Source organism: Xanthomonas sp. 3793 (genome assembly GCF_024806835.1).
Taxonomy (GTDB): Bacteria; Pseudomonadota; Gammaproteobacteria; order Xanthomonadales; family Xanthomonadaceae; genus Xanthomonas; species Xanthomonas arboricola_F.
The window spans coordinates 861639-884061 of sequence record NZ_JANTYU010000001.1; the positions used below are offsets into that span (position 1 = coordinate 861639).

Annotated in this window: 15 protein-coding genes; 9 read left to right on the top strand and 6 right to left on the bottom strand. The window is 67.1% G+C overall.

Going from position 1 to position 22423, the window contains the following annotated elements; genetic code table 11:
- Positions 1 to 73: 73 nt before the first annotated feature.
- The 5 genes from FHY18_RS03600 (at position 74) to FHY18_RS03620 (ending at position 6487) form a co-directional block, all read left to right on the top strand.
- Positions 74 to 1774, top strand: coding sequence for an alkaline phosphatase (locus FHY18_RS03600; RefSeq protein WP_259151279.1), 1701 nt, complete (start codon positions 74 to 76; stop codon positions 1772 to 1774).
- Between the two features lie 278 nt (positions 1775 to 2052).
- Positions 2053 to 3354, top strand: coding sequence for a tRNA lysidine(34) synthetase TilS (gene tilS / locus FHY18_RS03605; protein WP_259151286.1), 1302 nt, complete (start codon positions 2053 to 2055; stop codon positions 3352 to 3354).
- A gap of 31 nt (positions 3355 to 3385) precedes the next feature.
- A complete protein-coding gene (locus FHY18_RS03610) occupies positions 3386 to 3649 on the top strand; it encodes an exodeoxyribonuclease VII small subunit (protein ID WP_259151291.1) in 264 nt (87 codons plus the stop codon).
- Between the two features lies 1 nt (position 3650).
- Positions 3651 to 4526 carry a farnesyl diphosphate synthase gene (locus tag FHY18_RS03615; RefSeq protein ID WP_259151294.1) on the top strand — a complete coding sequence of 292 codons (876 nt, stop codon included), beginning with the start codon at positions 3651 to 3653 and terminating at the stop codon, positions 4524 to 4526.
- 863 nt (positions 4527 to 5389) lie between these two features.
- Positions 5390 to 6487 (top strand): M35 family metallo-endopeptidase, encoded by a 1098-nt coding sequence (locus tag FHY18_RS03620; protein WP_259151295.1) that lies wholly within the window; start codon positions 5390 to 5392, stop codon positions 6485 to 6487.
- Between the two features lie 69 nt (positions 6488 to 6556).
- Here the strand turns inward: FHY18_RS03620 and FHY18_RS03625 are convergent, their stop codons facing one another.
- Complete coding sequence (locus FHY18_RS03625) at positions 6557 to 6946, bottom strand: DUF4870 domain-containing protein (RefSeq protein WP_259151298.1); 390 nt, start codon at positions 6944 to 6946, stop codon at positions 6557 to 6559.
- A 337-nt stretch (positions 6947 to 7283) separates the two neighbouring features.
- Positions 7284 to 8651 (bottom strand): metalloprotease PmbA, encoded by a 1368-nt coding sequence (pmbA, locus tag FHY18_RS03630; RefSeq protein WP_259151300.1) that lies wholly within the window; start codon positions 8649 to 8651, stop codon positions 7284 to 7286.
- 198 nt (positions 8652 to 8849) lie between these two features.
- On the opposite strand from pmbA, the gene yjgA reads away from it, so the two are divergent.
- On the top strand, positions 8850 to 9431 hold the full coding sequence (gene yjgA, locus FHY18_RS03635; RefSeq protein ID WP_259151301.1) for a ribosome biogenesis factor YjgA: 582 nt from the start codon (positions 8850 to 8852) through the stop codon (positions 9429 to 9431).
- Positions 9432 to 9687: 256 nt separating this feature from the next.
- Here the strand turns inward: yjgA and tldD are convergent, their stop codons facing one another.
- A complete protein-coding gene (tldD, locus tag FHY18_RS03640; protein ID WP_259151304.1) occupies positions 9688 to 11133 on the bottom strand; it encodes a metalloprotease TldD in 1446 nt (481 codons plus the stop codon).
- Between the two features lie 100 nt (positions 11134 to 11233).
- Between tldD and FHY18_RS03645 the strand changes: the two genes are divergently transcribed.
- On the top strand, positions 11234 to 11989 hold the full coding sequence (locus FHY18_RS03645; protein WP_259151307.1) for a DUF6065 family protein: 756 nt from the start codon (positions 11234 to 11236) through the stop codon (positions 11987 to 11989).
- A 5-nt stretch (positions 11990 to 11994) separates the two neighbouring features.
- On the opposite strand, the gene FHY18_RS03650 is transcribed toward FHY18_RS03645, so the two are convergent.
- The 3 genes from FHY18_RS03650 to FHY18_RS03660 all read right to left on the bottom strand — a co-directional run bounded on the left by FHY18_RS03650 (position 11995) and on the right by FHY18_RS03660 (position 18115).
- Positions 11995 to 15900, bottom strand: a complete 3906-nt coding sequence (locus FHY18_RS03650; protein WP_259151309.1) for a YhdP family protein — start codon at positions 15898 to 15900, stop codon at positions 11995 to 11997.
- 143 nt (positions 15901 to 16043) lie between these two features.
- The gene (gene rng / locus FHY18_RS03655) at positions 16044 to 17543 is read right to left on the bottom strand and encodes a ribonuclease G (protein ID WP_046963876.1); all 1500 of its coding nucleotides are present in this window, start codon (positions 17541 to 17543) and stop codon (positions 16044 to 16046) included.
- Entirely contained in the window at positions 17543 to 18115 is a 573-nt protein-coding gene (locus FHY18_RS03660) for a Maf-like protein (protein WP_259151314.1), read from the bottom strand. The genes rng and FHY18_RS03660 overlap by 1 nt, the downstream gene beginning before the upstream one ends.
- A 131-nt stretch (positions 18116 to 18246) precedes the next feature.
- Between FHY18_RS03660 and FHY18_RS03665 the strand changes: the two genes are divergently transcribed.
- Together FHY18_RS03665 and FHY18_RS03670 are read left to right on the top strand one after the other, a co-directional pair.
- Entirely contained in the window at positions 18247 to 18984 is a 738-nt protein-coding gene (locus FHY18_RS03665) for an SIMPL domain-containing protein (RefSeq protein WP_259151316.1), read from the top strand.
- Positions 18985 to 19299: 315 nt separating this feature from the next.
- Positions 19300 to 22404: a TonB-dependent receptor gene (locus FHY18_RS03670; protein WP_259151317.1), complete on the top strand. Its 3105-nt coding sequence runs from the start codon at positions 19300 to 19302 to the stop codon at positions 22402 to 22404.
- The last annotated feature ends 19 nt before the right edge of the window (positions 22405 to 22423 follow it).

A 22423-nucleotide genomic window follows, 5' to 3' on the forward strand; every position in this document is an offset into this window, starting at 1 on the left:
CAGCGGCGTGTCATCTGTGCGACGGACCCGGGCCGGCATAATGGGGGCCGATTCAGTCACGAGTTCGAACCCGATGCGTTACCGCCTGCCTGCCCTCGCCGCCCTGACCACCCTGTGCGTGGCCGCCTGTGCCTCCACTGCCGGCACACCCGTGTCCGCACCGGCCGCCGTCCGCGTGGACGTGCCGCCGGTGACGCACCCGGCCGGCGAGACCCCGCAGTGGTGGTACCGCTCCGGCGCCGCACGTGCGGCCGGCAATGGCGCCATGGCCGGCAAGGCGCGCAACGTCATCCTGTTCCTGGGCGACGGCATGAGCCTGACCACGGTGGCGGCCGCGCGCATCCTGGATGGCCAGCGCAAGGGCGGGCCCGGCGAAGAGAACCTGCTGTCCTGGGAGCAGTTCCCGGCCACCGCCTTCAGCAAGACCTACAACACCGATTCGCAGACCCCGGATTCGGCCGGCACCATGACCGCGATCACCACTGGCGTGAAGTCGCATATGGGCGCGATCGGCGTCAGCAGCGGCAACCGCAGCGACTGCGCCGACAGCTTGAACAAGGGTCTGCTGAGCTGGTTGCAGCTGGCCGACAGCGCCGGCATGGCTACCGGTGTGGTCACCACGACCCGCCTCACCCACGCCACCCCGGCGGCGACCTATGCGCATTCGCCGGATCGCAACTGGGAAAACGACACCGACCTGCCCGAGTCCGCGCGTGCCGCCGGCTGCCAGGACATCGCCCAGCAGCTGTTGTCGACCGCCCGCTACGGTCGCGGCCCGCAGGTGGTGCTGGGCGGCGGCCGCAGCCAGTTCCAGACCGTGCAGGAGCGCGATCCCGAGTACGACGACAAGGTCGGCCTGCGCCTGGACGGCCGCGACCTGGTGGCCGAATGGAAACAGGCGCATCCGCAGGGCGCGTATGTCTGGAACGAGCAGCAACTGCAGGCCGCGGCCGGCGCACCCGCGCTGCTGGGCCTGTTCGAGCCGGACCATATGCAGTTCGACCACGACCGCAAGCGCGGCCCGCAGGGCGAGCCCAGCCTGACCGAAATGACCCGCACCGCGATCCAGGCGCTGTCGCGCGATCGCAACGGCTTCGTGCTGATGGTCGAAGGCGGCCGCATCGATCACGCCAACCACGCCGGCAATGCCTATCGCGCGCTCGACGAAACGGTGTCGCTGTCCGATGCGGTGCGCACCGCCGTGCAGACCGCTCCGGCCGACACGCTGATCATCGTCACAGCCGACCATTCGCACACGCTCAACTTCGTTGGTTACCCGGTGCGCGGCAACCCGATCCTGGGCAAGGTGCGCGGCACCGGCGGCGAAGAAGGCGACCGCAGCCAGCTGGCTACCGACCTGGCCGGACAGCCCTACACCACCCTCAGCTATGCCAATGGCCCCGGCCACACCGGCGCGACCAATGCACAGCCGGCCGGGCCGAAAAAGTACCCGCACGAACCCAGCAGCAGCGAGCCGGCCCACGGCCGGCCCGACCTCACCCATGTCGACACCGAAGCGCCCAGCTACATGCAGGAATCGCTGGTACCAACCAAGTCCGAAAGCCACGGCGGCGAAGACGTCGGCATCTGGGCCACCGGCCCGGGCAGCGCGGCGTTCCGCGGCACGCTGGAAGAGAACGTGATCTACCACGTCATCGTGCAGGCCACCCCGCGTCTGCGCGAGCGCCTGTGCAAGGCCGGCACCTGCGACAGCGCCGGCGTGCCGGTGCAGTTGCCTACCCCGGCCACGTTCGAGGCAGCGGCAACGCGTTGATGTGCAGATGGCCGCGCGATGGCGACGGATGGGTCTACCAGCAACGCCACCTTGCCGGACACGCCTCCCGCATGGGCGGAGCGCGTCCGAGATGATGCGCGGCGGTCTGATCGTTCTGCTGCATGATCACGTGGTGCCCAGTGCACCGCGTGCTGCGATGACGAGCACGACGATGGGCCGCCGTTCCCCATCGCGGGCGATGCGATCCAGCGCCCGCACCGTTCGCGCACAGCGGTGGCGGGCCCCTCCAGCAACGCTCCGCATCGAGTGAGCACCCGGTGACCGACACGCCGCCACTGCTGCCCGCCACCCCGCCCGGCCCGGTGCTGGTCGCCTACAGTGGCGGCATGGATTCGCAGGTGTTGCTGCACGCGCTGGCGGCCATGCCGGCGTACCGCGAACGTGGCCTGCGTGCGCTGCACGTGCACCACGGCCTGCATGCCGATGCCGACGCCTGGGCGGCGCATTGCCAGCGCAGCTGCACGGCGCTGCAGGTGCCGCTGCACATCGTGCGGGTGCAGGTCGCGCGCGATAGCGGCCTGGGGCTGGAGGCCGCCGCGCGGCAGGCGCGCCACGGCGCCTTTGCCGACAGGCTGGCGCCCGGCGAATGGCTGGCGCTGGCACACCATCGCGACGATCAGGCCGAAACGTTTCTGCTGCGCGCACTGCGCGCATCGGGCCCGGACGGCCTGGCGGCAATGCGGGCACAGCGCCCGTTTGCCCAGGGCATCTTGTGGCGCCCGTTGCTGGCGCATACACGCGCGCAGCTGCAGGCCTATGCACGCCTGCACGGCTTGCACTGGATCGACGATCCCAGCAACGCCGATGCCCGCTACGACCGCAACTTCCTGCGCACGCAGGTGCTGCCGTTGCTGCAGCAACGCTGGCCGCAGGCCGCCGATGCCTTGGCACGCAGCGCCCAGCTGAGCGCCGACGCCAGCGACCTGCTGCTGCACGACGATCTGGCCGTGCTACCCGGCCTGCAGACCGAAAGCGGCGCCCTGGACCTGCACCTGTTACGCGCGCAGCCCGCCGCACGTCGGCTACGGTTGCTGCGCGCATGGGCCACCGCAGCCGGTGCGCCGCCGCTGCCCGCGCAGGGCGTGGCTGCGCTGGAGCGGGAAATCGACAATCACGCACCGGATCGGCAAGCCTGCTTTGCCTGGCAACAGGTCCAGGTGCGGCGCTGGCGACAGTGCCTGTACCTGCTTCGCCCAGCACCGGCATGGCCGGCGCAGTGGTGCGCGCACTGGGACGGCGCGAAGCCGTTGCGGCTGCCCGACGGCGCGCAGCTGCACCTGCAAGGCCCCGCGGGGCTGCGCTTCGCGCAACCGTTGGCGGTGCGCGGCCGGCACGGTGGCGAGCGCATCGTGCTGCCGCAGCGCAGGCATTCGCATCAACTCAAGCATGTCCTGCAAACCGCCGATCTGCCGCCATGGCAACGCGATCGCCTGCCGATCCTGTGGGCCGACGACCAGGTCCTCGCCGCCGGCGATCGCATCGTCTGCGCTGCGTTAAACGACTGGCTGCAAGCCCATGGCGCACGTCTGCAGTGGCGCGTCGATGCCGACGCGAATTGACCCGCCTGCGTGCGCGCCGCACACTTTAGCGATGGCCAAGAAGTCCTTGAACGAAACATCCCCGGTTGCCCGCTTCGAACAGTCGCTGGAAGAACTCGAGCAACTGGTGCAGAAAATGGAAGTCGGCGACCTGAGTCTGGAGCAGTCGCTCAGCGCTTACGAACGCGGCATCGGCCTGTACCGCGATTGCCAGCAGGCGCTGGAACAGGCAGAACTGCGCGTCCGCATGCTGACCGACCCGGCCCGCCCCGAGCTTGCCGAAGCCTTCGAACCGCCGTCGCCGGACGGCGGCTGAGGTGAGTTCCGCGTTGTTCGAACACTGGATCGCTCGCACCGAACGCAGCCTCGACGCAGCCCTGCCCAGCGCTGCGCTGGCGCCGCAGCGTCTGCACGCGGCGATGCGGCACGCGGTGCTGGGTGGCGGCAAACGCATGCGGCCGCTGCTGGTGTACGCCAGCGGTGCGCTGTTTGGCGCCGAAGAAGAGCGATTGGATACCCCGGCCGTGGCGGTCGAACTGATCCACGCCTATTCGCTGGTGCATGACGACCTGCCGGCGATGGACGACGACGCGCTGCGCCGCGGCCAGCCCACCGTGCACATCGCCTTCGACGAGGCCACCGCCATCCTGGCCGGCGATGCCCTGCAGACCCGCGCCTTCGAATTGCTGGCCACAGCGCCAGTCGGTGCCGAGCTGCGTGTCGGCTGGTTGCAGAGCCTGACCAGCGCGGCCGGTGCCGCCGGCATGTGCGGCGGCCAGGCACTGGATATCGCTGCCACCGGTCAGTTGCAGTCGCTGCACGCTCTGCAGCGCATGCACGCGCTCAAGACCGGCGCGCTGATTCGCGCCGCAGTGCGCATGGGCGCGCTGACCGGTAGCGCCGCCGCGGCCGACCAGCAGCGCGTGGACGACTTTGCCGACGCGCTGGGCCTGGCCTTCCAGGTGCGCGACGACATCCTGGATGTGGAGTCGAGCTCGGCGCAGCTGGGCAAGACCGCCGGCAAGGACGCCGCGCAAGCCAAATCCACCTACCCCGCCTTGCTCGGCATGGACGGCGCCAAATCCAAGCTGGCCGAACTGGCCACACGCATGCGCGACGTGCTGCAGCCCTATGGCCAGCCCGGCGAAACCCTGGCCACCCTGGGCCGGTTTGCGGTGGACCGCGCGCACTAAACGCGTCTAACCAGGCGTTGCGAGCGGCTGCCAGGCGTGTGATCGGCGCGTGGGCAGCGAAGTGCGTGAGCGGCGTGCCGATTCTGAGCGACGGCTGCGCCAGCCTGCTGTCGGCTGGTCGTGCAGACGCCTTGCCAGTCGCTGCGTGCGCCACGGGCAAGGCGACGGCACGATCGCGGTGCGGGCGCATCCGTCGCCTGGGTCCAGCGCCCTGCATGCGTGGATCACGCTTGCGGGCACTTCTCACGCGCACCAATCGCCGTCCCGACATGTACCCAGCGCTGAGGTCCCGCACCGGCAGGCTGGGGACGACAACCGCAGGAAGGCAGGCCTGGAGGCCCGACCCCGGCACTGAGTGCGTCTGCCCCGGAGTCCGAGGCCGACACAGTCAGCCCGCGTGTCACCGCCATTGCCCGACAACGCCCCGGCCCCGCTGCCGCCCGCACTCGATGCCGTCCGTCGACATCCAGCGCCGGCCCAATCGACACCACGGCAACTTCCAGGGCCAACGCACTGACAGCGGATGCCGTCCGCAGGTTCGCTTTGCACGACACAGTTGCGCATTCCGTGCGCCACCGCACGGTCGACCGCACAGGTCCATTCAGGCAACGAGCGAGCCCGATCACAAAACGGCACATTGGTCGCCGGACTTTGTGTCAGCCGGCGACACACAACCGACAACATTTCATGACGGCCGGCACGCTTTATTGCTGAATTATATGCACCGGTGATGTATCGGGATGCATAACCAATGCATGACATCCAGAAATATCGCTAATTGAATGACTTGTCGCGCCCGCTCGCTCTGCCTAGGTTTGGCCTGCCCGCGCTTGCGGGCATCCCCCGACCAAGGAGAGTCACTGGTGAAGAATGTTTTTCTCGCATCGTTTGCAGCAGGCACGCTTGCCGTCGTCGGCGTGCTCGGTTCGGCGCAGGCGCAGTCCGTGCGCGGACCGGTTCCGTTGACCATCGAACTGGCGCCAGTGGCCGACCAGGCCGGGCGACATCAAGGCAAGATCGCGGTCACCGTCACCAACAATGGCAGCCAGGTTGCCCGCGTTCCGACCTATCAGCTGCCGCTCAAGTCGCTGGACAATGGCATCCTGGACGTGAGTCGCGACGGCAAGCCGGTGGACTACACCGGGCGGCTGGTCAAGCGCGGCCTGCCCAAGGCCGCCGACTTCACCATTCTGCAGCCGGGCCAGAGCGTCAAGGGCGAGGTGGATCTGGCCGGTGCCTATGACCTGTCCACCAGCGGCAACTACACCATCCAGGTGCGCTCGTCGCTGCAATACGCGTCGCTGTCCGACGGCAGCCTGATGAAGGCGGCCAACGGCCTGCCGGCAGTCGCCACCAGCACCCCGCTCACCGTCTGGCTGGACGGCGCACGGCGTGGCGTACAGCGCCAGCTCGCAGTCGGCCCGACCGCCGTGGTCAACGGCATCAACTATCTCAACTGCAGCACCACGCGCACCAACCAGGCCGCCAGTGCCGTCACTGCCGCGCGGAACTACTCGCAGAACGCGCGCAACTACCTCAACGCCGGCAGCACCGGCGCGCGCTACACCACCTGGTTCGGTGCGTACAACGCCTCGCGCTATAGCCGGGTCAGCTCGAACTTCGTCAACATCGACAACGCGCTGGACCAGAACAACGGCCAGCTGACGATCAACTGCAGCTGCGAGGCGGATCTGGCCGATGCCTTCGCCTACGTCTATCCGAACCAGCCGTACGAGATCCATGTCTGCAACGCGTTCTGGAGTGCGTCGACCACCGGTACCGATTCCAAGGCCGGCACGCTGGTGCACGAGACCAGCCACTTCACCGTGGTGGCCGGCACGCAGGACCGCGTCTATGGTCAGTCCGGCGCGCGTAGCCTGGCGATCAGCAACCCGGCCCAGGCGATCACCAACGCCGACAGCCACGAATACTTCGCCGAGAACACCCCGGCGCAGAACTGATCGCGTCATCGTCTGAAACGACAAAGGCCCGGCAGCGATGCCGGGCCTTTTTCATCTCACCATGCCGGATTACTTGATCAGGCGCAGCGTGAACGGGTAGCGGTAATGCTCGCCGTTGTTGGCCTTGACCGCGGCCAGGATGCAGAACACCAGGCTGCCGATCCATACCAGGGTCGGCAGGAAGAACAGCATGCCGAACGACACCATGGCCAGGATCACCGCCACGATCATGGCCAGGACCACGGTGATCTGGAAGTTCAATGCCTCCTTGGCCTGATCGGTGGCAAACGGCTTGGACGGGCTGGCGTCCTTGCTGATCAGCCAGATCACCAGCGCGCCGACGAAATAGGTCAGGATGCCCAGCAGATGTGCGGCCAGCGCCAGGGTGCGCTCCTCCGACGGCGTGCTGGTGCCGACCGGCGGCGGTGGCGGCGCGGCATGTGTCTCGAATTCGCTCATCTGTCTCCCCAAACATGATTGTGGTGCGGCGGACTATAACAACGATTCAGCCAGCCACCAGTGCGGGAAGACATGGTCTGGTTTTGCTCACCTGGCAGGAGCGATATCACGCACGCTGCGTGGAGGCGATGCCGCCAGCGATAGCGCTGCCGCATGGCGCAAGCGGCGCCGGGACAAGCTCCTTGTTGCTGCGCGCCGGGCAGGTCCACCCCGTGCGCCTTTGGCGGGGAATCGAGACAGCACGCACGCAGGCCGCCCGCAGGGCCAGCGCTGCGACAGCCCCTGGCCCGGCCCATCGACCATGCCTGTCAGGCATGGCCGGCCTAAGGCCGTCCCCTCAACTATCGCCGGCCACGGTCATCCGGTTGACCAGCACAGAGCCGATCTTGACGTGCGAGCGTGGGTCGACATCGCTGCCCACCGCTTCGATGCCGGCAAACATGTCGCGCAGGTTGCCGGCGATGGTCAGGCCATCGACCGGATAGGCGATGACGCCGTTCTCGATCCAGAAGCCGCCGGCGCCGCGTGAGTAATCGCCGGTCACCGGATTGACGCCGTTGCCCATCAGCTCGGTGACCAACAGACCACGCGACATGCCGGCAATCATCGATGCCAGATCGCCGGCGTTGGCGCTGACCTGCAGGTTGTGCACACCGCCGGCATTGGCGGTGGTCTGCAGGCCCAGCTTGCGTGCCGAGTAGCTGCCCAGCACATAGCGCTGCAGCACGCCGTCGGTGATCAGGGCCGAGCGCCGTGTCGCCACGCCTTCGCCGTCGAAGGCGGCCGAGCGCAGCCCGCGGCGCAGATGCGGCAGTTCTTCGATGTTGAACCAGTCCGGGAACAGCCTGGTGCCGACGCTGTCGAGCAGGAAGCTGGCGCGGCGATACAGCGCGCCACCGGAAACCGCACCGAGCAGATGGCCGACCAGCGAGCGCGCCACTTCCGGCGCGAACAGCACCGGCAGCTGGCCGGTGGGCAGCGAGCGAGGCTGCAGCCGCGCCAGGGTGCGCTCGGCAGCATGGCGGCCGATCGCCTCGGGCGCTTCCAGGTCCTCGCGCGCCAGGGCGCTGCTGTACCAGCCATCGCGCTGCATGCCATCGCCCTGCCCGGCGATCAGCGCGCAGCTGATCGAGTGGTGGGTGCCGCGCTCGCGTCCGATGAACCCGTGCGAATTGGCGTACACCGACAGGCTGAGCCCGGTGCTGGCCGAGGCGCCATCGGAATTGCTGATGCGTGCATCGGCATCCCTGCCGGCGGCCTCGCAGGCCAGCGCCAGGTCCACCGCGGTGTCGGCGTCCAGCGCCCACGGGTGCCAACTGTCCAGATCGGGGAAGTCATGCGCCATCAACTCCCGGTCGGCCAGGCCGGAGGCCGCATCGTCTTCGGTATAGCGCGCAATCGCGCAGGCCTGGGCCACGGTGGACTCCAGGCTGGCGTCCTGCAGGTCGGCGGTGCTGGCACTACCCTTGCGCTTGCCGAAGTACACCGTCACCGCGATGCCGCGGTCGCGGGTGGACTCGACCGTTTCCACATCGCCCAGGCGCACGTTGACGTCCAGGCCGCGCTCTTCGCTGCAGCTCACTTCGGCCTGGGTGGCGCCGGCCGCGCGGGCGCGCTCGAGCAGGCGTTGCGAGATATCGGTCAGCGCATCCAGACGCTGCAGGCTGTCGTCGGTGACACGGGTTTCGGAGGAGAGTGCGTTCAATGCTTTATCCTTTGGATGCGGATCCGTCCGCGAAAGCCCGGCCATCGTGGCCGGGCTGTCTGAATTTGGATGCGGATCCTCCGCAGAAAGCTCGGCCATCCCTGGCCGCAGTGTCTGAATTTGGTGCGGAGTCTTCCGCCGGAGTCCGGCCGTTCACGGCCGGAAATTTAACTAACCAAGTTTCGGGATGTAGTGGCAATGCGCGGACGCGATGAAGAGACCGGTGAATTTCGTGGCGCCAGCCGCAGCCAGCAACGGCGCGAGGCGCTGGAAATTTTCGACCTGGGCGAAAAGCTGGTGGCGCTCACCCCGGCGCAGCTGGCCAAGCTGCCGGTGCCCGAGTCGTTGATCCCGCATATCGAAGAGAGCAAGCGCATCACCTCGCACATCGCGCACAAGCGGCAGCTGGCGTTTCTGGCCAAGCACATGCGCCGCGAGGACGATGAAACGCTGGCTGCCATCCGCGACGCGCTGGATGCCAACAGCGACACCGCGCGCCGTGAAGTGGCGGCGATCCATCGCGTCGAGCGCTGGCGCGAGCGCCTGCTCGCCGAAGGCGACGTCGCGCTGGCCGAGTTGCTGGAAGCCTACCCGGCCGCCGATCGCCAGCAACTGCGCCAGCTGGTGCGCAACGCGATCCACGAACGCGCCAAGAACAAACCGCCGCGCGCCTACCGCGAGCTGTTCCAGGTGCTGCGCGAGCTGTCTCAGGAGCCGGGATTGGGGAGTGGGGATTCGGGATTGGAAGAAGACGACCGGAATCTGGAAGACGACGAATAGGGCCTGGCGGCCGCAATCGCGGAGCCGCTCAACGAGCGCCTCCGCCGCAGCCAAACTGGGCAGCATGCGTCCAACATCTGCAACCTGGGTAGGCGACACCTGCGCGCCGAGAACGCTGCGCGCCTCTCCTGCTGCGCTTCCCGATGCCCTGATCCCGATTCCCGGTATCAAGACCGACGCGGCGCAAGCCTCTGACACGCGATAGCCCGCTCCTGCCGTTGCGACTCCCCAATCCCGATTCCCGAATCCCCGCATCTCAGGCCTGCGTTCCGCCAACCGTGATGCCGTCGATGAGCAACGATGGCTGGCCCACGCCGACCGGCACGCTCTGCCCGTCCTTGCCGCACACGCCCACGCCTTCGTCCAGCGCCAGGTCGTTGCCGATCATGCGCACCTTCTGCATGGTTTCCGGGCCGTTGCCGATCAGCGTGGCGCCCTTGACCGGCGCGGTGACCTTGCCGTCCTCGATCAGGTAGGCCTCGGTGGCCGAGAACACGTACTTGCCGCTGGTGATGTCGACCTGGCCGCCGCCGAAGTTCACTGCGTAAATGCCCTTCTTGACCGAGCGGATCATCTCTTCCGGGTCGTGCTGGCCGGCGCGCATGTAGGTGTTGGTCATGCGCGGCATGGTCAGGTGCGCGAAGGATTCGCGACGGCCGTTGCCGGTCGGTGCCACGCCCATCAGGCGCGCGTTGTGGCTGTCCTGCATATAGCCGACCAGCACGCCATCTTCGATCAGCGTGGTGCACTGCGTCGGCGTGCCTTCGTCGTCGATATTGAGCGAGCCGCGACGTCCGTCCAGGGTGCCGTCGTCGACGATGGTCACGCCAGGCGAGGCGACGCGTTCGCCCATGCGCCCGGCGTAGACGCTGGTGCCCTTGCGATTGAAGTCGCCTTCCAGCCCGTGGCCGACCGCTTCGTGCAGCAATACGCCGGGCCAGCCCGGCCCGAGCACCACCGGCATCACGCCGGCCGGCGCGGGAATCGCCTCCAGGTTGACCAGCGCCTGACGCAGCGCTTCGCGGGCGAAGCCTTCCGGGCGGCCGTCGGCGAACAGTTCGGCATAGCCGTAACGGCCGCCGCCGCCGGAATAGCCGGATTCGCGCCGCCCACCCTGCTCGACGATCACCTGCACGTTCAAGCGCACCAACGGGCGCACGTCGGCCGCCAGCACGCCATCGCTGCGCGCGATCAGCACCGTGTCCACGCCACCGGACAGGCTCACCATCACCTGCTTGACGCGCGGGTCGGCGGCACGCACGTACTGGTCGATCCGGCGCAGCAGGTCCACCTTGGTGGCGCTGTCCATGTCGTCGATCGGGTCGGTGGCCGGATACAGCGCGCGGCCGTTGCCGCGCACCAGCGCGCGGCTGGATTGCGCGCCGCCGTCGCGCGAGATCGCACGCGCCGACTGCGCCGCTTCCAGCAAGGTGTCGCGCTGGATGTCGTCGGAGTACGCAAAGCCAGTCTTCTCGCCGGCGATCGCACGCACGCCCACGCCTTGTTCGATGGAATGCGCACCGTCCTTGACGATGCCGTCTTCCACGCTCCAGCTCTCGCGTCGCGAATGCTGGAAATACAGATCGCCGAAGTCGATGCCGGGGCCCAGCAGGGCGCCGAAGGTGCGGTCCAGATGGCCGGCATCCAGGCCGGAGGGGAGCAGCAGCCGGGTTTCGGCCAGAGTGAGAGCGTTATCGGTCATGCGGTCAGGATGGGGCCCGCGCGCCGGGGAGACAAGTCGTCCGGCTGAACATGCGGCGCGGCTATCATCGCCGGCTCGCTCTTCCAATCACTGCCCGCGCATGAAGCTCATCGCCCACGTTCTGGATGGCCACACGCTGGACATCCGCCCTGCCCCGCATGCGCGCGACTGGATGGACGCCACCGATCAACGCTATGCATACCGCTGCCTGCCACTGGCGATCGCGAACGCGCATGGCTGGGAGCTGCTGTGCCAGTCCGGTTTCGAGGCCAGTTGGGATGGGCGCGATGGGCTGGATGCGCTTCGGATCGTTGCCGATGAAGGCAGCGTGGCGCCGGCGATCAGCCACTTCGGCTACGGCGTGCTGACCTTTCATGTGCCCTGCCTGTTTCGCACCGACGCAGGCGTCGACCTGTTCGTCACTGGCCCGTTGAACCGGCCCAAGGACGGCATCGGCGCGTTGAGCGGCCTGGTGGAAACCGACTGGAGCCCGTACACCTTCACCATGAACTGGCGCTTCACCCGACCCGGCCAGGTGCGCTTCGACGCAGGCGAGCCGTTCTGCCATCTGTTCCCGCTGCAGCGGCAGCTGATCGAACAGGTGCAGCCGCAGTGGATGCCGCTCTCCGAGGCGCCGGAACTGGCGCAGCAGCACGCCGACTGGACCCGCAGCCGCACGCGCTTTCTGGATGAGCTGCCGGATACGCAATCGGCCGCGGCGCGCGAGAAATGGCAGCGGGGGTATTTCCGCGGCGTGGCCGGACCGGAGCAGACGGTGGTACCGGGCCATCGCGCGCGGCTACGGCTGCCGATGTTCAGGCGTGCCGGCAGCGACGACGACGCTGCAGCCGACTGAGTCCCTCAGCGCGGCGGCGCGGCGGGCTTGCCAGCTGGCACAGGTTTGCTCGGCGCACGCTCGCGCGCTTCGCGCTCGACCACGTCCACCTGCGGGTCCTTCCATGGCCCGGTGACGTGGTAGGTCTTGGCGCCGATCGCGCCCAGCGGCTTGCCGAGCACGGCGTTGGCGGCCGCGCCCACCGCCGCACCCACCGGCCCGCCGGCCACTGCACCGACCACGGTCAGCAGGTTGCCGGCCTTGGGGTTCACATCCACGGTCTGGTCGAAGGTCTGCGCGCGCAGATCGGTCTGGCCGCGGATGGCGATCTCGGCCGCGGGGCCTGCGATGCGGATGGCGTCGGTGCGCGCAAAACCGTCGCCGAAGCGCACCTCCCCGTCCAGCGTGTTGAAGGCCAGGCCCTTGGAGAAGAAATCGCGGAAGTCGAACATCAGCCGGCGCGGCAACTGCGCCACGCTGAGCAGGCCCAGCACGCGGCCGGCACCCGGATCCACTTCCAGCAGCTGGCCGTTGCGGATATCCACCTTCAGGTTGCCGTCCAGCGAGCCGAGCGCAAAGCCGGTCGGCGACCCCTGCCAGCCGGCGTTGAGTTCCAGTTGGCCTTCGCCGCCACGCAACTGGCCGCCCAGGGTGAGGTTCTGCAGCAGGTTGCCGAGGTTGCGGCTATCCACACGTGCCGACAGCCGCGTGCTGGCGGCATCGCCCTTGCCGCGCCAGGCGCCGGTCAGGCCGATGCTCTGGTCGTCCGAGCGCAGCTGCAGCTGATCCACCTGCATGCCGTCGGTGAGCCGGCTACTGCGCAGGATCGCCGCACCCAGGGTCATCTTGCCCACGCGCAGGTCGTCGATATCCAGCGCCAGCGGCGGGATCGAGACCGGGTCGAACTCGGCGACCGCGCGGCGTGCCGGTTCCGGCAGGGCACCGGCCAGCGGGTCGCCGGGCTCGGGGGCCGCAGGCTCGGGCGCATCGGCCACCGGCTGCCAGCGCACGGTGCTGAGCTTGCCCTGCACGATGCCGCCGTCGGCGTTGGGCACGGTGAGTTGGCCGGCCAGCGAGGGACCGTCCAACGTGACCGCCACCGCATCGCGGGTCGGGCGCAACCGCAGCCGGGTCTGCGGAAACACGCCGCCGATCATCAGCAGCCTATCCGCCTGCACGTCCACCTGTTGCAGCGGTACAGCATCCTTCCTGGGCGTGGCCGGCTGACCCGGCAGCGGTGGCATGTCCGCATCGCTGCTGCCGCGCGCCAGGCTGATCCAGTCGATCGCGTCCAGCGAGGCGGTACGGCCGGTCACCACCAGTCCGTTGGCCGGCGGACGCTCGGTCACCGTGTCGGTGCCCATCACCACGCGCACGCCGGTCTGGTCGCCATGGCTGCTGGCCTTGAGCGCCACCAGCTTGCCGAAGGCCACATCGATATCGCCATCGCCGACCGGCAGGGCCAGCTTGACCTGCGTGTCCAGCGGTTGGGAGGCGGCCTTGTCCAGCGGCGCGGGCAGATCCAGCGTGGTGCCCACCAGCTCCGAGCGCAGCGTCAGCAGCGCCTGCGCATCGGCCTGCCCCGGCGTCGGCAGCGGCACATCCACGCCCACCTGCCATGGCGCGCTGCCATGCACGTAGGGGCGCAGCCACTCCATCTGCGGGGCGCGGTCGAACAATTCCTTGACATCCACGGTGGCGCCAAAGCGCGCCTCGAAGGCCTGCCTGGGGTCCTGCACAAAGCCACCGGCACGCAGCGCCAACTCGCCGGTGCGGCCCTGGTGCTGCACGCTCAGATGCTCGGCCGCAAATCCGCTGTCGCGATACTCGGCTTGCCCGCTGACCTGGTCGAAGGCCAGATTCCAGCGCGCGTCGGCCAACTTGGCGCCCTGCAACGCCACCGTGCCCTGCAGATGGCCACCCACGCCGTTGGTGCGCAACGGGCGCAGCAAATCGAAGCGCACCGTCGCCGGGCCGGACACGCTGAGGTTGCGCAAGGTATCGCCATAACGTTGCTCCAGCGGGCTCTTGCGCAACATGCCCAGCAGTTGCGCCGCATCGGCCTGGGTGGAAGCGCGCACATACAGCTCGGAGGTCTTGAAGCTGGGAATGCCGGCGTCCAGCTGCGCGATCGGGGTGCCGGCCAGATCGCCGCTGCCCTGCAACGAAAATCCATTGCCGACGAAGCGCAGATCGGCCTGCACCTGGTCCATCGCCGGCCAGTCCGGACTGAAGCGAATCGTGCCCTCGCGGATCTGCCCGAACGCCTCGAAGCGCCCGTCGTTGTCGTCGAACGGCCACTGGTCCAGATCGCCGCTGACCAGGCCGGTGCCACCGGTGATCACGCCGCCGGCCACGGCCATGTCCAGCCAGTCGATGGCCGCCTTGCTCATCTTGGAGCGGATCCAGAACTTGCGCGCCACCGGCAACGCCACATCATCCAGTTGCGCGGCCAGTTGCATGCGCGGGCGAGTGCCGTCGTTCTGGAACCACAGCCCGCCGCGCACGTTGGCGCCATAGTCCCTGGCCTGCACGCGCAGGGCCGGGGTGGCGACCTGCCAGCCCGCACCTTCGCGCCAGCCGACGATCTTGCCGGCCAGTTGAATCTCATGCACCACGCCAAAGCCGGTGGGCCAGTCGAAGCGCACCGTGGCGCCCGGCGCGGTTTCCAGCTCGCCGCCCTGTGCGTCGCCGTCGATGCGGCCGCGCAAACCGCTGATTCCGGGCGAATTGCCCACCGGCAAGAAACCGAGTTCTTCGATCTGCCCTTGCGCACGCACGGCGCCACCCTGCTCGCCGGCGATCTGAAGATCGGCCACACGCAGCTGCGGTTTGGACAGGGTCAACCAGCGGCGCAGCGCAGGCGACAGTTGATCGCTCAATGCGGCGGCGGCAATCAGGCCGGAGACTTCGCCCTGCCTGGCAACCACCGCATAGTGCCGCCCGCCGGCGATGCTCAGCCCGTCCAGATGCTGCAGCGCGGCCGCCTGGCCCAGCCGCAGCACCGGTGCATCCAGCCGCCAGCCGCCGTCGATGGTGTGCCAGCGCGCACGTGCCTGCAGGCGCTCCCAGCGCAGCGTGCGGCGTGCGGTTTCGTCCGGCAACGGCGCGCCGGACAGCGCAATCTGGGTGAGATCGGCATCGACGGTGACCCCAGTGATACGGCGGGCACGCAGCTGCGCCCAGGCCTGCAGGCGCCCACCGCCACCGTCCACGCGCATGCCGCCCACCTGCAGCAGCGACGCCCATGCGGCCAGATCGGCAGGATCGGCCTGCGCATAGGCACTGCCGTCGCCGCTGTCGCGGTCGAATTCCAGGACTGCGGTCAGCGGGGCACGCTTGAGATCGATCCAGCTACGGCTGCCTACCTTGACCGTCGAACCGCTCACGCGCAGACGCAGGTCGATCCGCGGCAAGGCGGTGTCCAGGCCGATCGATGGCGCGTTCACCTTCAGCCGCGCCTCGGCCAGCTGGATCTCGCCAAGCCGACGCAATGCCTCCAGCGGGTCGGAACGCTTCCCGCTCGGCAGGCCCTGGACAGACCACACGCCGTCGTCGCTGCGTTGCAGGGTCAGCGCCAACCCGCGCAGGCGCACCTCGGTCAACGAATGCCCGGGCAACAAGCCGGCGTACATCGCCAGCAGTACCTCCGCCTGGCCCACACGCACCTCGCCATGCGGGCCGATCCGCAAACCGTCCAGCCGCAGCAGCGGGCCACGCCGGGTCCACTCGGTGTCCAGACGATCGAAGGCGATCGGCTGCCCGGCGCGCTGACTCAACCAGTCGGCGATCTGCTGCGGGTGCTCCTCGGCCAACGGCAATGCCTGGCTCGCCGCGCCCACCAGCAACGCGACCGCCACCACCGCAAGCGCGCAGGCAGTGATCGCATAGCGGCGGAACAGGCGCAGACGGCGGCGCAGCGGGGTGGGCATCAGGAGCGGAGATTGGGCATTGGAGAGTGGGGATTGGTCAAAGCAAGGCCGCGCACACAGCCTTCAAGCGCCATTATCGGACCAAGCCACGCTAACAGAGCCGGCTTTGACCAATCCCGAATCCCGACTCCCTACTCCCGGCCTCACAGCAGCACCACGTCGAACTGCTCCTGCAGATACTGATCGTCGGACTGGAAACGGATGCTCTTGCCCAGGAATTCTTCCAGCTCGGCCACCGCTGCGGATTCTTCGTCGGTGATGCGTGCGACCACCTTGGACGAGGCGATCACCAGCAGCCGTGCGGCATCGAACTGGCGCACTGCACGGGTGATCTCGCGGAAGATTTCGTAGGTCACCGTTTCTGCGGTCTTGATGGTGCCGCGCCCGCCGCACTGGCCGCAGGTTTCCGACAGCTGCCGCTCCAGGCTCTCGACGGTGCGCTTGCGGGTCATTTCCACCAGGCCCAGCGGCGAGAACTCGTACACCGTGGTCTTGGCGTGGTCGCGTGCCAGCGCCTTTTCCAGGGTGCGCAGCACCTGGCGGCGGTGCTCGGGATCGTCCATATCGATGAAGTCGATGATGATGATCCCGCCCAGGTTGCGCAGCCGCAGCTGCCGCGCCACCGCCTGCGCCGCCTCCAGATTGGTGCGGAACACGGTTTCTTCGAGATTGCGCTGGCCGACGAACGAACCGGTGTTGACGTCGATGGTGGTCATCGCTTCGGTCTGGTCGATCACCAGATAGCCGCCGGACTTGAGTGGCACCTGCTTGTTCAAGGCGCGGCCGATCTCGTCCTCGACCCCGTACAGGTCGAAGATCGGCCGGTCGCCGGTGTACAGCTCCAGCCGCTCGGCCAGCACCGGCATGTACTTGGCCACGAAGGCCTGCAGCTGCACGAAGGTTTCGTTGGAGTCGACCTTGACCTTTTCCACGTCCTTGCGGATCAGGTCGCGCACCGCCCGCAACGGCAGGCTCAGGTCCTCATAGATGATGCTGCACGGCGGCGCTTCGCGCCCGCGCCGCTCGACCACCGTCCACACCCGCGACAGATACGCGATGTCCTCGGCCAGCGCCTCGGCTGGCTGGCCCTCGGCATTGGTGCGGATGATGTAGCCGAAGCCGCCGTGCTGGGCCGACACCTCGCTGACGATGGTCTTCAGGCGCAGCCGCTCGGCCTCGTCCTCGATCCGTGCCGACACCCCGACGATCTTGGACTGCGGCAGCAGCACCAGGTAGCGCGAGGGAATGCTGATCTGGGTCGTGAGCCGCGCGCCCTTGGTGCCGATCGGGTCCTTGACCACCTGCACCACGATGTCCTGCCCGTCGCGCAGCAGCTCCACGATCGGCACCGCTGCGGCCGGCGGCGGCGGGATCGGGGTTTCTTCGGTATCGACCACGCTGGCCGGTGCCGGTGCCGGGCGCACCACGTCGTTGGCGTGCAGGAACGCCGCACGCTCCAGCCCGACCTCGACGAATGCCGCCTGCATGCCGGGCATCACCCGCTGCACCTTGCCCTTGTAGATGTTGCCGACCACGCCCCGGCGCCAACCGCGCTCGATATGCAGCTCCTGCAGCATGCCGTTCTCGATCACCGCCACGCGGGTTTCGCGCGGGGTGACGTTGACCAAGATCTCTTCCGACATCAATGCGCTCCGAAGGCTGTGAGCAACTGCGAGGTGTGGTGCAGCGGCAATCCCATCACGCCGGAATAGCTGCCGGACAAATGGCTGATAAAACGTTCTGCGCGCCCCTGGATCGCATAGGCGCCGGCCTTGCCCATGGGCTCGCCACAGGCCGCATACGCGGCGATCTGCGCCTCATCGAGCGTGTCGAAAGTCACCTCCGACACCACCAATACCTGCGCAGGGGCGCGCTGTGCGCAGACTAGAACCACCGCCGTGAGTACCTGGTGGGTGCGCCCGGACAACACGCGCAGCATCGCGATCGCGTCGTCGACATCGACCGGCTTGCCGAACACGCGCTCACCCAGCACCACTTCGGTATCGGAGCCCAGCACGATCGCATCGGGGTCGCGCGCCTGCACCTGCGCAAGGCCGGCATGCGCCTTGTCCAGCGCAACGCGCCGCACGTATTGTTCGGGCGACTCAGCGGGCGCGCGCAGCTCGGGCACATCCAGTTCCAGGGTCTGGAATGGCACATCCAGGCGTTGCAGCAGTTCTTGTCGGCGTGGCGAACGGGAGGCGAGATAGAGCATCCGCCCAGCATACCTGTTGGCCGTGCTCGCCCGCTGACTTCGCACCCCGCGCGGCGGTTGCGCGGCAGCGTTCGACTCACAACATATTCATCCACCTCCCAACACGCTCGCAGCACAGACAAGGAGATCCCATGCGTACCACCTTCAAGCCGTTGTTGCTGGCCCTGTCCATCGCTGCCGGAACCGCCATGACCGCACACGCCCAATCCGCGTCCAACTACACCATCCCCAGCGATGGCACCCTGCTCAACATCTCGGCCGAAGCCGAAGCCAAGCGCGTGCCGGATATCGCCACGTTGTCCGCAAGCGTGGTCACCCAGGCTGCCGACAGCAACTCCGCGATGCGCCAGAACGCCGAACAGATGAGCAAGGTCATGACGGCGGTAAAGGCCGCCGGCATCGCCGACAAGGACGTGCAGACCAGCGGCATCAATCTGAGCCCGCAGTACACCTATAAAGAAAACGAGGCGCCCAGGATCAACGGCTACCAAGCCAGCAACACGGTCAGCCTGAAGGTGCGCGATATCTCCAAGCTCGGCAAGGTGCTCGACACCCTGGTCGCGCAAGGCGCCAACGACATCAACGGGCCCAGCTTCTCGGTCGACCAGCCCGAGCCGGCCTACGACGAGGCCCGCGTGGCCGCACTGAAGAAAGCCCAGACCCGCGCCGACACCTATGCCAAGTCGCTGGGCCTGAAGGTGCGCCGCATCGTCAGCATCTCCGAAGGCCGCAGCGGTGGCGGCGTGATACGCCCGATGATGATGGCCGCCTCGATGCGCTCGGCCAAAGCCGAGATGGACACCCAGGTGGCGCCCGGCGAGAGCACGCTGTCGATCACGCTGGATGTGACGTTCGAACTGGGTCGCTGAAGAAGCAATCCCATTCCGCAGCTTGTCGCTCACTGCCCTCCTCGGAGGGCAGTGTCGTTTTCGCAGTCCCATCGGAAGACGTGCTGCTTTGTCGTCTTCATGCGAACCATTAAGTTTCTTTTAAAACCTTAAAGACCGCCGGCTGGCAAGTGTCCAAAGTCACATCACTTGAACATGAATACGCGGATATGTGCATTTGTGCTTAAAAAAACATGAAATTTAGAGAAAACGTTCTTTAAGCAGCCTCTACAGCGCTCTAGCATCGGTTGTCAGCGCACCGTCATATTCGTGATGGCGCTCCTCTGGAGAGAGATGATGTCCGGCAACGTTGCTTCAAAGCGCACCTTCCATCCAGCGTCGCGGGCACGCTATGCCCGCATCAGCGTGCTTGCGCTCGCGCTGAGCGGCGCCGTCGGCGTGCTGGCCTCAGGCACTGCCGCCGCACAAAGCACCACTGCGGGGATTTACGGCAGCGCACCCGCTGCCGCCGGTGCAACGGTCACGGCACAAAGCGATACCGGCTTTGCCCGGACCGCGATCGTCGATGCCAACGGGCGCTACGCGATCGGCAATCTTCCCGTCGGCACTTACACGGTCACCTTGCAACGCGACGGACAATCCGTAGAGACACGCAAGAACATCGCCCTGCGCGTCGGCGCAGGCACCGATGTGTCCTTCGGCGGCGCGGCCGCTGGCGACACCGCCACCCTGGGCACGATCACCGTGACCGGCAAGAACATCTCGCCGGTGGATGTGTCCGCCACCGCCTCGCGCACCGTGATTACCGCCGAGCAGTTGCAGCGTTTGCCGCTGGCGCGCTCTGGCGAAGCCATTGCACTGCTGTCGCCAGGAGCCGTGCAGGGCAGCGGCTATTTCGGCAATGCGATTTCCTTCGGCGGCGCTGGTGTGACCGAAAACGCCTATTACCTCAACGGCTATCTCAGCTCCAATCCGCTTTCCAACATCGGTGGCGTCACCTTGCCGTTCGGCGCGATCGACCAGCAGGAAACCTATACCGGCGGCTACAGCGCCCGTTACGGGCGTTCGGCCGGCGGCGTACTCAGCCAGGTCGGCAAGCGCGGCACCAACGAATGGCATTTCGGCGCGCAGACCCTGTGGCGCCCGAAGTCGCTCTCCAGCACGGACAAGAACGTGCTGTATCCCGACACTGCGCCGCCGGACGGGTACGAATATAGCGACCCCACCCTGCCCGGCACCCTGTACCGCAGCCGCAAGGACGACCGGTTCTGGAACACGGTCTACAGCGCCTATGCCGGCGGCCCGCTGATCGAGGACCGCCTGTTCGTGTTTGTGGCTGCAGAACAGGAACGCAGCGAAGGCGTTTCCACGGCGCGTCGGGACGACCCGGTCATCGGCCGCAACAACTACCGCATTGATGAGCCCAAGATCTACGCCAAGATCGACTGGAACATAAACGACAGCAACATCCTCGAACTGACGGGCGTCAAGAACAACTACCGCGAGGCCGGCAATTACACCGACTTCACCGGCTACTCCGGCGTCGACGGCGACGCCAACGGCGCATTCGCCGATACGGTCAAGGTCAACGACCGCTATTACATCGGCAAGTACACCAGCTACATCACCGACGATCTCACCTTGAGCGCCACCTACGGCAAGAGCCGTCAGACCGATTTCCGCAACAACCCCAGCACCGCACCGCTGCTGACCAACACCAATCTGCAGGACCCGGCCATCACCGGTGGCAGCGAGATCCGCAACAACCAGACCTCCAGCCAGGCGCGCGATGGCGAAAACAAGACGCGCGGTCTGCGCATCGACCTGGAATATGTGTTGGGCAGCCACACCCTCACTGCAGGTGTGGACAACATGTATTTCAATGCCAACAACGAAGGTGTCATCACCACCGGCCCGGGCTTCCGCTGGATCTATGGGCGCTCGTCGCGCCCCACCTCGCCCATCAGCGCTGCGCTGGGCGTGGGGCCGGCCGGTGGCAATGGCTACTACGCCTATCGCTCCGTGTTCAATACCGCGACCAGTATGTCGGTCGAGCAAAAGGCCTACTTCCTCGAAGACAAATGGCAGGTCAACGACAAGCTGCTGCTGACGCTGGGTATCCGCAACGACAAGTTCACCAACTTCAACGACGCGGGTGCGCCTTACGTAACCAGTGGCGATCAGTGGGCACCGCGCCTGGGGCTGAGCTGGGACGTGTTCGGCGACTCCTCGCTCAAGGTCTACGGCAATGCCGGTCGCTACTACCTGGCGTTGCCTAACAGCGTGGCCATCCGTGGCGCATCGCCGTCCACGTTTACGCGCGAATACTTCACCTACACCGGCATCGATGCGCAGGGCAGCCCGACCGGGCTGACGCCGGTCGCGGTCGATCCATCCGCCGGATTCTCCTGCTCGGGCAACATCGTCTCCTCCAATCTGGAATGCGGTCAGGCACCGGATGCCGCCGGCATCGCCGCCACCGACCTGAAGTCGATGTACCAGGACGAGTTCATGCTCGGCTTCGACAAGACCCTGGGCGAGAGTTGGGTCACCGGTGCCAAGGCGACCTACCGCACGCTCGGCGCCACCATCGACGACGTCTGCGATGCCGACCGGATGCGCACCAAACTGACTGCATCGGGTATCGACCCGAGCACCGTCAACGTGCCCGGCTGCATCATCTTCAACCCCGGCGAAACCAACTCCTTCAGTCTGGCCAACCTCAACGGCTCCGGCCGCACCTCGGTGTCGATGTCGCCCTCGGACTGGGGCTTCGACAAGGAGGCCAAGCGCACCTATCTGGCAGTGGACCTGTTCCTGCAGCATCCATTCGACGGCAAATGGGAAGGCCGCATCGATTACACCTGGTCGCGCAACTTCGGCAATACCGAGGGCCAGGTTAAATCCGATATCGGCCAGACCGATGTCTCCAAGACCCAGGACTGGGATGCCGCTGCGCTGATGTGGTACGCAGGTGGCTACCTGGCCAACGATCGTCGCCATCAGATCAAGATCTACGGCTCCTACCAGATCGCACCGGAATGGCTGATTGCAGGCAATATCCGCGTGCTGTCCGGCACACCGAAGTCCTGCCTGGGCTATGTCAGCATCAACGGCATCAGCGAAGATTCCGATGCCGGCGACCCGGTGGGCTATGGTTCCTCCTACCACACCTGCAACGGCCAGCCGTCGCGTCCCGGCGATGCCGGCCGGTTGCCGTGGACCAAGATCGTCGACCTGGGCCTGACCTATCGCCCGGCGTTCGCCGGCAACAAGCTCGCCATGACCCTGCAGGCCTTCAACATCTTCAACGAGCGCAAGCCGCTGCAGGTGGATTCGACCTGGGAAGACGACACCTTCACCCTGTCGAACACCTACAACATGGGCAGGTTCTTCACTCAGCCGCGCTATGCCATGTTCTCGGTGTCGTACGACTACTGACGCACTCTCCCGTCAGCGT